The following is a 12369-nucleotide window of genomic DNA, read 5'->3' as shown; positions in this document are numbered from 1 at the left end:
CCCACAGATCGGCAGATTCACCCCGCACAGATCGGCGAATTCACCCTCGAAGCGACCGACCCGCCCTACGCCCTACCCCCCACGCTGAGTTCCGCACCCTGAGACGAGTTGGAGCACCCATGCCCCAGCACGTGCCCTCCCCGCTGCGCGCCGCGGTCCCGCGCGACGCGCAGTCCCTCCCGGCGCTTCCCCCACAGCCGCGCCGCATCGTCTTCCTCGCCCACCGGGACCTGGGAAACCGGTCCGCGGGCGGATCCGAGATCCTCGTCGACCGGCTCGCCGAGGGACTGACCTCGCTCGGCCACCAGGTCACCCTGGTGTGCGGCGGGCCCGCGGCCTACCACGACTACCGGGTCGTCTCGGCGGGCGGCGACCTGGGCCACTTCCTGCGCGCCCGCTCCGCCTTCCACCGTCAGGTCGGCGGCTGCGACCTGCTGGTCGAGGTCTGCAACGGCATGCCGTACCTGGCCCCGCTCTGGCACCACGGCCCCACCCTGTGCCTGGTCAACCACGTCCACACGGACCTGTGGCGGATGCGGTTCGGCGGGCCGCTGGCGCCCGCCGCCCGGATCGGCCGAAGACTCGAACACTGGGCACTGGCAGGCGCACAGCGCGGCAATCTGCTGGTCGCCGTCTCACCGTCGACGGCCCACGCGCTACGCGCGATCGGGGTGCAGCGGGAGCGCATCCGGGTCGTGCACAACGGGGTCGAGGAGCCGGGGCCGCTCGCCGAGCGCTCGCCGGAGCCGCTGTTCGTGGCGATGGGACGGCTCGTCGAGTACAAGCGGATCGATCTGCTCCTGCGGCTGTGGGAACGGGTCCGCCCCGTCACCGGAGGCCGGCTGGTGATCGTCGGCGACGGCCCCGAGCGGGAGAGACTGGAACAACTGGCCGGCCCCGACGTGGAGTTCGCCGGGCGTGTCCCGGAGGCCGAGAAGCACCGGCTGCTGTGCGCCGCGTGGCTGCTGCTGCATCCCTCCGCCGTGGAGGGCTGGGGCCTGGTGGTCACGGAGGCGGCGGCGCGCGAGACCCCGGCGATCGCCTTCGACGTGCCCGGTCTGCGCGACTCCGTGGTCGACGGCGAGACGGGTGTACTGGCCCGCGGTGAGTCCTCCTTCGCGGCGGCCTGGTGCACCCTCGCCCTGTCCGCCCACCGCCGCACCCTCATGGGCAAGTCCGCCCGCGACCGCGCGGCCCAGTACCGCTGGAACAACACGGTCCGCCAGTTCAGGGCGGTGGCCACGGAGGCGGCCACCTCCTGGCGGAGGTGACGCCCATGGACGGCGACCCCGAGATACCCCGCCGAGCCCCCGCCAAGAGCGCGCCCCCCGCATGGAAGGACCCCTCCTTCCGGCGTTCGTTCACGCTCTTCCGGGCCTTCATGCGGGAGCAGGACGACCCCGAGAGCTGCTATTCGTTGCTGGCCCGCGACGCAGCCGACCAGGTCGAGGCGTACGGCGGCGTCGAGGGACGTACCGTCGTGGACGTCGGGGGCGGCGGCGGGTACTTCACCGCGGAGTTCCGGCGGCGCGGGGCGCACGCGTATCTCTTCGAGCCGGACGTGCGTGAGTTGGGGGCGAAGCCCGACGGCTCGGCGGTCGTCGCGGACGGGTATCTGCTGCCGCTCGCGGACGGGGTCGCCGACGTCACCTTCTCCTCCAACGTCCTTGAGCACGTGGCCGATCCGCAGACGTTCCTGAGCGAACTGGTGCGCGTCACCCGGCCCGACGGGCTGATCTACGTCTCGTTCACCAACTGGCTCTCCCCGTGGGGCGGTCACGAGTGGGCGCCCTGGCACTACCTCGGCGCGGAGCGGGCGCGGGCCCGCTATCACCGCCGTACCGGAAAGCCCGCCAAGCACACCCTCGGCGAGAACCTCTTCGCCGTGCACATCGGCACCACCCTGCGGCAGGTGCGCGCCCGCGACGACGTCACGGTCGTCTCGGCGCGCTCCCGCTACTGGCCCATCCTCGCCTCCGCCGTCACCAGGGCGCCGGGGCTGCGGGAGTTCGCCACCTGGAACCTCCTCCTCATCCTCCGGCGGTGTCCACCATGACGACCACGGTCCAGGCTCCTCCCCCGGCGGCCGTCCGCCCCGTCTCGACCACGTCCGGCCCCCCGCACGGGCCGCGGTCCAGGCGCTGGCTGCTGGGGTTCTGGGCCGTGGTGTTCGTGCTGTTCCTGGCCGTGCACCCCGGACGCATGACGTTCGACACCAAGCTCGGTGTCGCGCTCGACCCCTGGCAGTTCCTGTCCGACCTGGGCCAGTTGTGGCACGACCGGGGCGGCTTCGGCGGCATCCAGGACCAGTACGTGGGTTACGTCTGGCCGATGCTGCCGTTCTACGGCCTGTGCAAGCTGATCCATCTCCCGGTGTGGCTGGCGGAACGGCTGTGGCTGTCGATCGTCGTGTCCGTCGCCTTCTGGGGCGCCCTGCGGCTGGCCGAACGGCTGCGGATCGGGAACGGTTCCTCCCGGCTGCTCGCCGCCGTCGCGTACGCGCTCTGGCCGGTCTTCACGATCGTCGTCGGCTCGACCTCCGCCGCCGCGCTCCCCGGCGCCTTCCTCCCCTGGGTCCTGCTCCCCCTCACCGACGAGCGCTACAGCGCCCGCGTCGCCGCCCTCCGCTCGGCGCTCGTCATTCCCTTCATGGGCGGCGTGAACGCGGCGGCGACCCTCGCCTCGCTGCTCCCCGTGGGGCTGTATCTGCTGTCCCGTCCACGTGGACCCCGACAGCGCAAGCTGATCACCTGGTGGGTGCCGGGCGTGATCCTGGCGACGGCCTGGTGGGTGATCCCGCTGCTGATGCTCGGGGTCTACGGCGAGAACTTCCTCCCGTACGTGGAGACCTCGGGGACCACGACCGCCACCATGTCGGCCACGGAGTCCCTGCGCGGCGCCGGGAACTGGGTCGCGTACCTCCACTTCGGCGAGGCCTGGCTGCCGGCGGGCTGGACCGTCGCCGCCTCGGTGATCGTGATCGTCTGCTCGGCGCTCGCGGCGGGACTCGGTCTCGCCGGGCTCGCCAGACGTGACATGCCCGAGCGCCGCTGGCTGGTCCTGACCGTGCTGTCGGTCGCGCTCCTCACCCTCGCGGGGTACGGCGGTGCGTTCGGCGCGCCCTTCCACGGCGTGGTCCAGGACTGGCTGAACGGCTGGCTGGTCCCCTTCCGCAACATCTACAAGTTCCAGACGGGCCTCGCGCTGGCCCTCGTGTTCGGCCTCGCGCATCTCGCCGGGGTCGCGGCGGAGCCACGCGGCGCCCGCCCCGTACACGGCCGCCGCTACGCGCCCCTCGTCGCGGCCGTGCTGATCCTGCCCGGCCTCGCCTGGCCGTACCTCAACGGATCGATCCTCAACCCGGGTTCCTTCCAGCAGCTCCCCAAGTACTGGCAGACCACCGCCGACTGGCTGAAGAAGTACTCGCCCGACTCCCGTGCCCTTGTCGTCCCCGCCACCGCGCACGGCCTCTACACCTGGGGCTCCCCCATCGACGAGCCCCTCGACGTGCTCGCCGACTCCCGCTGGGCCGAGCGGGACTACGTCCCCTTCGGCACCCCCGGCAACCGGCGTGCCATGGACGCCGTCGAGCAGGCGCTCATGACCGGCAGTGACGTCCCCGGCCTGGGGGACTATCTGAGCCGGGCCGGGCTCTACTACGTCGTCGTCCGCAACGACCTCGACCCCGACCAGGTCGGCTACGTCCCGACCCAGACCGTGAAGCGGACCCTGGAACAGTCGGGCTACCAGCGGGTCACCGGCTTCGGACCGGTCGTGACCGGCGGCCGGATCGCCCACCACACCCCGCTCCAGGTCGAGGGCCTCTACCCGCGCGAGCGCGCCGTCGAGATCTACGAACCGGCGGGCAACGGCGCACCGCGCCCCGGACAGGCCGGGCTGAGCGCCATCGCGGACACCGCCGTCGTCTCCGGCGGCCCCGAGGCGCTGCTGCCGCTGGCCGCCGACCCCTCGATGCGCGGCCGCCCCGCCGTACTGACCGGCGACAACCATCCCGGCCTCGGCACCGCCGCGGTCCAGGTGGTCGGCGACGGGCTGCGACGCGCCGACACCCGCTTCGGCCTGGTCAACTCCAACACCTCGTACACGTACACGCCCGACCAGCGCAACGACAGCGGCAGCGCCCAGGACGCCGGCAAGAAACCGCACCAGATCCTGCCGACCAAGGGCATCGAGCACCAGACGGTGGCCGAGCTGCGCGGCGCCCGCTCGGTGACCGCGTCCTCCACCGGCAACTGGCTGTTCCACCTCCCCCAGTACGACCCCGTGAACGCCTTCGACGGGAACCCCGACACCGCGTGGGCGGAGGGCGCGTCCGGGTCCGCGAACGGGCAGTGGCTACGGATCCGCTTCGAGGGGTCCCTGGACATGCCGAAGTCCTTCAAGGTCACCCCGCTGCCGCAGGACGGCATGCGGTCCGCGGCGACCAGGGTCCGGGTGGAGACGGAGAAGGGCTCCGCCACCAGCTATCTCGAACCCGACGGCACGACCCAGTCCGTCAAGGCGCCTGCCGGGGCGACGAGTTGGATGAAGCTGACGATCGTCGGCTCCACCGCGCGGCGCGCCGGACTCACCGGCGCGGGCTTCTCCGAGATCGCCCTCCCGGACGTCCAGGTCACCCGCCTGCTGAAGCTCCCGACCGACGCCGCCGGCTCGGACACCGCCGCCGAGATCGTCTCCCTGCACCGCACCACCGACCCCACCGGCCTCGCCCCCACGGGCACGGAAGCGGGCCTGCACCGCACCTTCTCCACCTCGACGGCGGGATCGTACGAGGTGAACGCGAGCGCCGTCGCGATCACCGGCGACGCACTCGACAAGCTCCTGTACGACGTCTCGCCCCAACAGTCGAACCGGATCGTCGCGACGGCCGACTCCACGACGGCCCTCGGCCCCGGCCTCGACGCCCGCAACCTCACGGACGGCAACCTGACCACGGCCTGGATCGCCGGGGACAGGCCGACGATCCATCTGAGCTGGCCCGACAAGAAGCCCGTCTCGTCCATGGTCCTGGCCGCGGCCGGCGGCCTCTCCACCCGCCCGACGAAGATCGAGATCCGCTCCCCGGACGGGGACACCGTGGCCGGCGTCGACGAGAACGGCTGGGCCCGCTTCGACCCGATCACCACGAACCAGCTCGACATCACCGTCACCGAGACCGCGCCCCTGACGCTCCACAACCCGGTCGCGGGCGCCGATCTGCAACTGCCGGTCGGGCTGACGGAGGTGTACCTCCCGGCCCTCGCCGAGTACCGCACCACGCAGGCCGTGGAGACACAGGAGTTCTCGCTCGCCTGCGGGAAGGGACCGACGCTCGCGGTCGACGGGAAGCTGTACGAGACGAGCGCGAAGGGCACGGTGGGGGATCTCACCGAACGGCGGCCGGTCCAGCTGACGTTGTGCCAAGAGGGCTCCTCGAAGCCCGTGTTGGACCTCGGATCCGGCTCGCACCGGGTCGAGGCGGGAGACGCCGGGCCCCTCGCGGTCACGGACGTCACCCTCACCCGTGGCACCGTCGAGGCCGCCGCCGGTGCCGGGCGCGAACTGCGGATCGTGGACTGGCTGGGCGACCGCCGCGAGGTGAAGGTCGGCTCCGGCGCCGCCTCGTACCTCACGACGTACGAGAACTACAACGACGGCTGGCAGGCCACGCTGGGCGGCAAGAAGCTGACGCCCCTGCGGCTCGACGGCTGGCAGCAGGGCTGGCAGATCCCGGCCGGGGCGGGCGGCACGGTCAAGCTGTCGTACGAGCCCTCGACGACGTACGAGGCCGGGCTGATCGGCGGCGGGGTCGGTGTGGCGGCTCTCGCGGGGCTCGTGCTGTGGCGCCGCCGCGAGGCCAACACCGACGAACCGCAGCCGGCGGCGCCGGACGCCGGGCTCTGGCTCGGCACGGTGGCGCTCACGCTGGTGGGCGTGGTCATCGCGGGACCGTTCGCGCTGCTGGTCCCCGCGCTGGCGCTGCTCGCGTGGAAACGGCACGCGCTCCTCGTACCGATCGCGTTCCTCGCGCTCACCGGGGCGGGGATCGCCGCCGCCACGGGCGCCGGGTCGCCACCGGGCGCGAGCGAGGGCGCGTTCGGGCCCGCGGCGCAGTTGCTGGCGTTGATCGGGTTGTTCGCCGCGTTGGTGAGCGTCCAGGAGCCCTCCGGAGCGACACCCCGGGGCTCCCGCCCGGTCCTCCCGCCCGGCCCGCCCCCGGGCTCCGAGGCCCCGACGGCACCGCTCCCCCGACGCCGCCGCGGCGAGAACGGCGGCCCCGGGACGGTGGAGGAGAAGCCCGACCCGGAAACCACGTCCCCCGGGGAGAAACCCGGCACGCAGACCAAGTCGCTCGGAGAGACACCGGCTCGCGGACCCGGGCGGGGCGCCACGCAAGCCGGAGCCGAGGCCCCGGCCCCCGGCCCCGACCGTGCCTCCAGCCCGACCATCTCCGCACGCGGCCCGGGTTCCGCCCCGGCCGTACGCAGCCCAGGTTCCGCCCCGGCCGTACGCGGCCCGGATTCCGCTCCGCGCGAGGCGGGCGCGGGTGACACGAGTGCGGGCGAGGCGGACGCGCGCGAGGTCGAGCCACCCACCGCACGGATCGCCTTCCGCAAGGCGGGGAACCCGGCGGACGACGACACGGGAAGGGACGAACCCCGATGACCGCGCTGGAACACCCGGCGCGGGACGGTACCGACGGACCGTCCCGGCCCCCCGCCCGCGTGCCGTTCCCCGTCGTGGACGAGGTCTCCCGGCACTGTCTCCAGGAGGAGGAACCCGAGACCGTCCACATCGAGGTCCACCTCCCCGGCCACCTGGACCCCGCCCGCCTCACCTCGGCGTTCACCGAGGCCCTGCACCGGCACCCCCGCATCCTGATGCGCGAGGCCGCGGGCCCCTGGTACCGCCGCCGCTACGAGTGGGAACTCACCCCCGATCCGGACCTGGAGGTCGTCTCCTTCCCCACACCGGGCCCAGGCGCCCTCCAGCACGCACGGACCCGCGCCCTGCTGACCGCCCCGCCACTGTCCGCCTCGCCGCCCATCCGCCTGGAGGTGGTCGACGGCGCGGGCCCGCCCGTCGGCAGCGAGGCGACGGACGCGGTGGGTACGGCGTCGCGCCGAAGCGCCGCGCCACGTACCCACACCGGCCCCCGCCCCAAGGGCACCGTCCTCTTCCTCACCGTCAACCACACCGCCCTCGACGGCCCCGCCTGCCTCCGCGTCCTCGCCACCGCCGCGGAGCTGTACGGCGGCAAGGACAACTCCCCGACCGCACCACCCGTACGACCACCCGAGGCGGAGGCGAAGGCCGTGCAGGTCGACACCCCGTCCACCTGGACCCCGCCCGCCCGCGTGGCCCATGGCACCCCGGAGCCCTCGCCCGGAAACGGCCTCCTCGTCACCGAACTCGGCGTCCCGCACCGCCCCAAGGGCTCCCCGTACACCGTGAACGACCAGCTCATGGCGGCCACCGCCCTGATGATCACGCACTGGAACAGGGAACACGGCGCCCGCCCGCGCCCCCTGCGCATCACGATGCCGGTCGACGACCGCCCCCGCGGCACGGACATGCCCATCGGCAACGGGACGCGACTCGTCGAAGTCCCCTTCACAGTGGAGGAGTTGGACGCCGGACGGATCGGTGAACTGCTGCGCCGTACGGCGGAACGGACCCGTGCGCTCAAGTCGCTGTCCCGGCCCCAACTCGGCCACGGCGCGACCCTCCTGACCGCCCCCGTGGTCCCGGTCGCCTGGCGCGCCGCCCTCACCCGGGGCCTGCGCCGCGCGGCCGGCCCCTGGACGTCGACCACGCTGCTCAGCAACATCGGCCGCATCCCGTACGCGCTGGACTTCGGCGCGGACGCGGGCCGTGCGCACGCGGTGTGGTTCTCGGCGCCCGCCCGGACACCCCGCGGCCTGACCGTCACCACGGCGTCCACCGCGGGCCGCCTGCACGTCGCCCTGCGCTGGTCGCGCACCCTGCTCAGCCACGGCGACGGCGCCCACCTCCGCGACCTCTTCGAGCACTATCTGCACGCGACGGAGGAGGACGGCAGCCGATGACACCCACGACCTCGACCCCCACCCCTGCCCCTTCCGCCGCCTCGGCAACGGCAGCCGTCCGCCGGGGACTTCGCGACTTCTACGAGGATCCGAGCGTCCCCGTCGCCTCCGGCACCCCCCGCAGTCTCCGCCAGGCCCGGATGCTGGCCGCAGCGCTCGGCCCCGCCACGGCCGGCGCGCGGACCGTGCTGGACATCGGCTGCGGCGACGGCACCGCCGCCGCGACCGCCGCACCGCTGCTCGCCGGACACCGTCTCGTCGGCGTCGACTGGTCGCAGGACGCCCTCAGACGCGCCCACGCCCGGCTGCCGTACGCGATCCGCGGCGAACTCACCGACGGCGGACTGCCGTTCGCCGACGCCTCGGCCGACGCCGTCCTGTTCAGCGAGGTGATCGAGCACCTCGTGGACCCGGACAGCGCCCTGGACGAGATCCGCAGGGTCCTGCGCCCCGGCGGCCACCTGATGCTCTCCACCCCGAACCTCGCCGCCTGGTACAACCGCGCCCTGCTGCTCGCCGGTATCCAGCCCGTCTTCTCGGAGGTGAGCCTGCGCGCGATCCACGGCCGCCCGGGGCGGGAGGTCGTGGGCCACCTGCGGCTCTACACGGCCCGCGCGCTGCGGGAGTTCGTGACCGCGGCGGGCTTCGAGGTCGTACGACTGAGCGGGGCACCCTTCCACGGCGTACCGCGTCCGCTGCGCCCCCTGGACCGCCTGGCCTGCGCGACGCCCGCCCTCTCCTCCATCCTGCTCCTGCACGCCCGAAGGACGTAGCCCATGTGGTGGGGAGTGGCCGCGGCCCTGCTGGCGAACGTCCTGTACAGCACCGGATTCGTCCTGGAGAAGCGCGCGCTCGCCGCACTGCCCGAGGTCGACATCCGCCGCCCCGCCCGGCTGCTGCGGCTGGTGCTCGGCAGCCCGCTGTGGATCGGCGGTTCACTGGCGCTGGCCTCCGGCTTCGGTGCCCAGCTCGCCGTCTACCGCACCCTGCCGATCGCCGCCGCCCAGGGCATCTTCGTCTCCGGGCTCGTGCTGCTGGTGCTGCTCTCCGCCCGGCTGCTCGGCGAGGAGACGTCGGGCCGCGAGCGGTACGCGCTCGGCGCGATCCTGCTCGCCCTGCTGATGGTGGTCCTCTCCCTGCGCGAGGGCTCGGACCGGGTCAGCCGCAGTGCCCCCGCGCCGCTGATCCTGACCGTCTGTCTGCCGTCGCTGGCGGCGGGCCTGTGGCTGTACGGGGCCGCCGAGCGCCGTGCGCGGCACCGGCACCGGATGCCGACGACGGGCGTCGAGTACGGCGTGGCGGTGGGCCTGCTGTACGGGGTGAGCTCGCTGGCCATCAAGGGCGTGTCGAGCTATCTGACGACCAGTGACCTGGCGGGGGCGGTGGTCGACGTGCTCCGCTCCCCGTACCCCTACCTCCTTCTCTTCACCGGCGCGTTCGGCCTGGTCATGTCCCAGGCGGCGCTGCAGCGCTGCCGGGCCTCGCTGATCGTGCCGGTCTGTACGACGGTGACCAGCCTGTTCACGGCGGTGCTCGGCACGCTCGCGTTCGGCGAGGCGCTGCCGCACGACCCGGTGCGGCTGACACTGCGCCTGGCGGGCACCGCCCTCGCGGTGTCCGTGCTGCTGGTCATGCCCAAACACGACGCGGCACCCCAACCCCCCATCGCGGCCAAGGAGCTGACGCCACCATGAACCCCGACGACCCGCTGCTGAAGATCCTGGCCTGCCCGCTGGACAAGGGCCCACTGCACCTGCTGCCCCTGAGTGACGACGAGGCGCCGAACTCCGGGACGGAACCGAGCGCCGGGGAGGCGCTGTACAACCCGCGCCTGCGCCGCCGCTACCCGATCGTCGACGGCATCCCGCAGCTGCTGCCGTCCTCCGGGGAGCAGGTCACGGAGGACGAGCACGAGGAACTCCTCAAGCGGATGGTCCCGTGACGAGGACGACGAGCACGATGAAGACGACAAGGACCTGGGCCGCCCGGCTCGCTCCCCACCTCCCCACCCGCCTCGTCGCGGCGACCGCCCGGCTGGTCTACCCGCGCTTCGAACCCGAACTGGGCCGGCTCACGGACCTCTGCCCGCCCGGCTGCGGCACGGCGGTGGACGTGGGCGGGTGGTACGGCCCCTGGACCCAGCGTCTATCGGTCCTGGCCCACCGCGTGGTGACCGTCGAACCGGTCCCCCACCTGGCCGGACTCCTCTGCGCCACCTCCCCCTCCAACGTCCGAGTGGTCCGCGCCGCCGCCTCCGACCGCCCAGGCACGGCGCGGCTCTGGCTCCCGCCGGACGACGCGGGCGACCGGGGCGTGTCGTCCCTGGTCCGCCGGGACATACACGCCCGCGCGCTGGAGGTCCCCTGCGTGACCCTCGACAGCCTGGGCCTCCACGACGTCGACTTCGTCAAGATCGACGTGGACGGCAACGAACTCGCGGTCCTGCGCGGCGCGGAGGCCCTCCTGACCCGCGACCGCCCGGCCCTCTTCATCGAACTGGAGTCCCGAATCCAGCCGATCGCCCCGGTGGTCGACCATCTCACCGAGCGCGGCTACACGGGCTGGGTTCTGCCCGCCGCCACCTGGCTGCCCCTGGCGACCTTCCCTCTGGAGGCCCGCCAGGCACGCACCTCCCACGTGGTCGCCCAGGGCCTGCTGCGCCGCGTCCTGCCCCCGCGCGGCCCCCGTTACGTCAACTCGGTCCTGTTCCTCCCGGACGGCCGCCGACCGGGCTCCCTCCCGATACGCGACCATGGACCCCATGCCCGCCAAGCGACCCGCTAGCCCCTTCACCCCGCTCGACTTCCAACTGGTCCTGCTGCGCCGCATGGCCGACCACAACCCCGGCCTGGTCGAGGACGCCCGCCACGAGCTGGGCGTCTCGATCGCCGACATGCGCGAGGCGAACCGCCGCTGGCAGGCGATGCTGCACGCCCCCCGCTCGCGGGCGGCGACCTCCCGCTACCGCTCGATCCTCGGCGCCCCGGAGTCCGTCACCCCGCGCCGGATCGGCGACCTGGCCTGCGAGGCCCTGCTCTGGCCCGTCCCCCTCTGGCCCGACCTCCGCTTCGAGGTCCTCGTCGCCCCGAACGGTGTCGCCTGGAACGAGTGGCTGGTCCGCGCCCCGGGGCTCACAGGTCCACAACCCCGCACCCTGGACGACCTCCGCCCCTGGTCCTGCACGGTCGACGAGGTCGCCCGCGCCTTCGCCCCCGCCCGCCCCCTGGAGGGCACGGCCCCGACCCGCTGGGGCCTGGCGTTCACGGCCCCGGACGCTTCGGGTGTCCCGCGGGAGTGCGCGGCGGAGTTCACGTGGGGGTTGCTGCAGCGCGTGGGCGTCAGCGGAGAGCGGCCTTGACGACGGCCTCCGCGACCACGGGCACCGACTCCGGGTGCAGCCACAGAAACAGGTTCGGCTCGACGAGCTCCAGCTCCATGACGCACGGTTTCCCGTCGTCGCCGTCGACGAGGTCGACGCGGGCGTAGAGCAGCTCCGAGCCGTCCGTCCGCTCCGGTACGGCCGCCAGCGCGCGCTCCGCGACGGCGAGTTCGGCCGGGGTCGGCTGCCAGGGCTCCAGGCGGGGGTGCGCGACCTTGTCCGCGTCGTAGGCCGTGCCGGGTTCGAGGACGGCGGCCTTGCGGCTGGCGTGCAGGAAGCGGCCGCCGTAGAACTGGAGGGCGCGTTCACCAGCGGTGTCGATGCTGGTCAGGTAGGGCTGGACCATGGCGGTCAGTCCCCGGTCGTGCATCCGCTCCAGCTGTCGCAGGGCCGTCTCCCGCTCCTCGGGACGGTACCGGGCGGCGAGCCGCGCACCCGCGCCGGAGGTGGGCTTCACGACGTACTCGCGGTCGTCGGGAAACTCCGCGGGCTCACCCGGCGCGAGGTACCGGGTCGGCACGGTGGGCACCCCAGCCTCCGCGAGATCGCCGACGTACCGCTTGTCGGTGTTCCACCGCACCACCGCCGCCGGGTTCGCGAGCCGTGTCAGCTTCCCGCACCGCTCGGCCCACGCCACGAACTCCGCCACCCGCCAGCTGTAGTCCCAGGTGGACCGGATCACCACGAGGTCGAAGGCCGACCAGTCGACGTCCGGATCGTCCCAGTACCCGATGACGGCCTCCGCCCCGGCGTCCTCCAGGGCCGCCCTCAGCACGGGCAGATCCCGGTCCAGGCTCTCCGCGCCCTCCTCGGGCCGGTAGGTGGCGAGTGCGATACGGGCGCGGGCGGCGGCGGTGCGGGCCACAGCGGACTCCATCCTCGGAACGGCTGATCCCCGGGGAGGCTAACAACCGCCGGGGG

Annotated in this window: 10 protein-coding genes; 9 read left to right on the top strand and 1 reads right to left on the bottom strand. The window is 73.4% G+C overall.

Going from position 1 to position 12369, the window contains the following annotated elements; translation table 11 throughout:
- The first annotated feature begins 119 nt into the window (after nucleotides 1-119).
- Genes SMIR_RS26470 through SMIR_RS26430 form a run of 9 tightly spaced genes read left to right on the top strand, consistent with a single transcriptional unit; the run spans nucleotide 120 to nucleotide 11427 of the window.
- Complete coding sequence (locus SMIR_RS26470) at nucleotides 120-1271, top strand: glycosyltransferase family 4 protein (RefSeq protein WP_168491189.1); 1152 nt, start codon at nucleotides 120-122, stop codon at nucleotides 1269-1271.
- A 5-nt stretch (nucleotides 1272-1276) separates the two neighbouring features.
- Nucleotides 1277-2056 carry a class I SAM-dependent methyltransferase gene (locus SMIR_RS26465; protein ID WP_168491191.1) on the top strand — a complete coding sequence of 260 codons (780 nt, stop codon included), beginning with the start codon at nucleotides 1277-1279 and terminating at the stop codon, nucleotides 2054-2056.
- On the top strand, nucleotides 2053-6666 hold the full coding sequence (locus tag SMIR_RS26460) for an alpha-(1->3)-arabinofuranosyltransferase (RefSeq protein WP_212728420.1): 4614 nt from the start codon (nucleotides 2053-2055) through the stop codon (nucleotides 6664-6666). Before SMIR_RS26465 ends, SMIR_RS26460 begins: the two co-directional genes overlap by 4 nt.
- Complete coding sequence (locus SMIR_RS26455) at nucleotides 6663-8069, top strand: condensation protein (protein WP_212727469.1); 1407 nt, start codon at nucleotides 6663-6665, stop codon at nucleotides 8067-8069. Before SMIR_RS26460 ends, SMIR_RS26455 begins: the two co-directional genes overlap by 4 nt.
- Complete coding sequence (locus SMIR_RS26450; protein WP_168491197.1) at nucleotides 8066-8842, top strand: class I SAM-dependent methyltransferase; 777 nt, start codon at nucleotides 8066-8068, stop codon at nucleotides 8840-8842. Before SMIR_RS26455 ends, SMIR_RS26450 begins: the two co-directional genes overlap by 4 nt.
- Before the next feature lie 15 nt (nucleotides 8843-8857).
- The gene (locus SMIR_RS26445) at nucleotides 8858-9763 is read left to right on the top strand and encodes a hypothetical protein (protein WP_168500996.1); all 906 of its coding nucleotides are present in this window, start codon (nucleotides 8858-8860) and stop codon (nucleotides 9761-9763) included.
- Nucleotides 9760-10011, top strand: a complete 252-nt coding sequence (locus SMIR_RS26440) for a Trm112 family protein (protein WP_168491200.1) — start codon at nucleotides 9760-9762, stop codon at nucleotides 10009-10011. Before SMIR_RS26445 ends, SMIR_RS26440 begins: the two co-directional genes overlap by 4 nt.
- Nucleotides 10012-10028: 17 nt before the next feature.
- On the top strand, nucleotides 10029-10853 hold the full coding sequence (locus tag SMIR_RS26435; protein ID WP_168491202.1) for an FkbM family methyltransferase: 825 nt from the start codon (nucleotides 10029-10031) through the stop codon (nucleotides 10851-10853).
- Entirely contained in the window at nucleotides 10822-11427 is a 606-nt protein-coding gene (locus SMIR_RS26430) for a hypothetical protein (RefSeq protein WP_212727468.1), read from the top strand. Before SMIR_RS26435 ends, SMIR_RS26430 begins: the two co-directional genes overlap by 32 nt.
- Here the strand turns inward: SMIR_RS26430 and SMIR_RS26425 are convergent.
- On the bottom strand, nucleotides 11408-12313 hold the full coding sequence (locus SMIR_RS26425; RefSeq protein WP_527252126.1) for an ATP-grasp domain-containing protein: 906 nt from the start codon (nucleotides 12311-12313) through the stop codon (nucleotides 11408-11410). The two genes, SMIR_RS26430 and SMIR_RS26425, sit on opposite strands and share 20 nt — an antisense overlap.
- Between the last annotated feature and the right edge of the window lie 56 nt (nucleotides 12314-12369).

This window comes from Streptomyces mirabilis (genome assembly GCF_018310535.1).
Classification (GTDB): Bacteria; Actinomycetota; Actinomycetes; order Streptomycetales; family Streptomycetaceae; genus Streptomyces.
This window is presented reverse-complemented; position numbering and strand designations above follow the sequence as displayed.

Excerpts from the sequence above, each read along its gene's own strand:
- SMIR_RS26435 (WP_168491202.1), top strand. The coding sequence starts at position 10,029 with ATGAAGACGACAAGGACCTGGGCCGCCCGGCTCGCTCCCCACCTCCCC.
- SMIR_RS26440 (WP_168491200.1), top strand. The coding sequence starts at position 9,760 with ATGAACCCCGACGACCCGCTGCTGAAGATCCTGGCCTGCCCGCTGGAC.
- SMIR_RS26460 (WP_212728420.1), top strand. The coding sequence starts at position 2,053 with ATGACGACCACGGTCCAGGCTCCTCCCCCGGCGGCCGTCCGCCCCGTC.
- SMIR_RS26450 (WP_168491197.1), top strand. The coding sequence starts at position 8,066 with ATGACACCCACGACCTCGACCCCCACCCCTGCCCCTTCCGCCGCCTCG.
- SMIR_RS26430 (WP_212727468.1), top strand. The coding sequence starts at position 10,822 with ATGGACCCCATGCCCGCCAAGCGACCCGCTAGCCCCTTCACCCCGCTC.
- SMIR_RS26465 (WP_168491191.1), top strand. The coding sequence starts at position 1,277 with ATGGACGGCGACCCCGAGATACCCCGCCGAGCCCCCGCCAAGAGCGCG.
- SMIR_RS26455 (WP_212727469.1), top strand. The coding sequence starts at position 6,663 with ATGACCGCGCTGGAACACCCGGCGCGGGACGGTACCGACGGACCGTCC.
- SMIR_RS26470 (WP_168491189.1), top strand. The coding sequence starts at position 120 with ATGCCCCAGCACGTGCCCTCCCCGCTGCGCGCCGCGGTCCCGCGCGAC.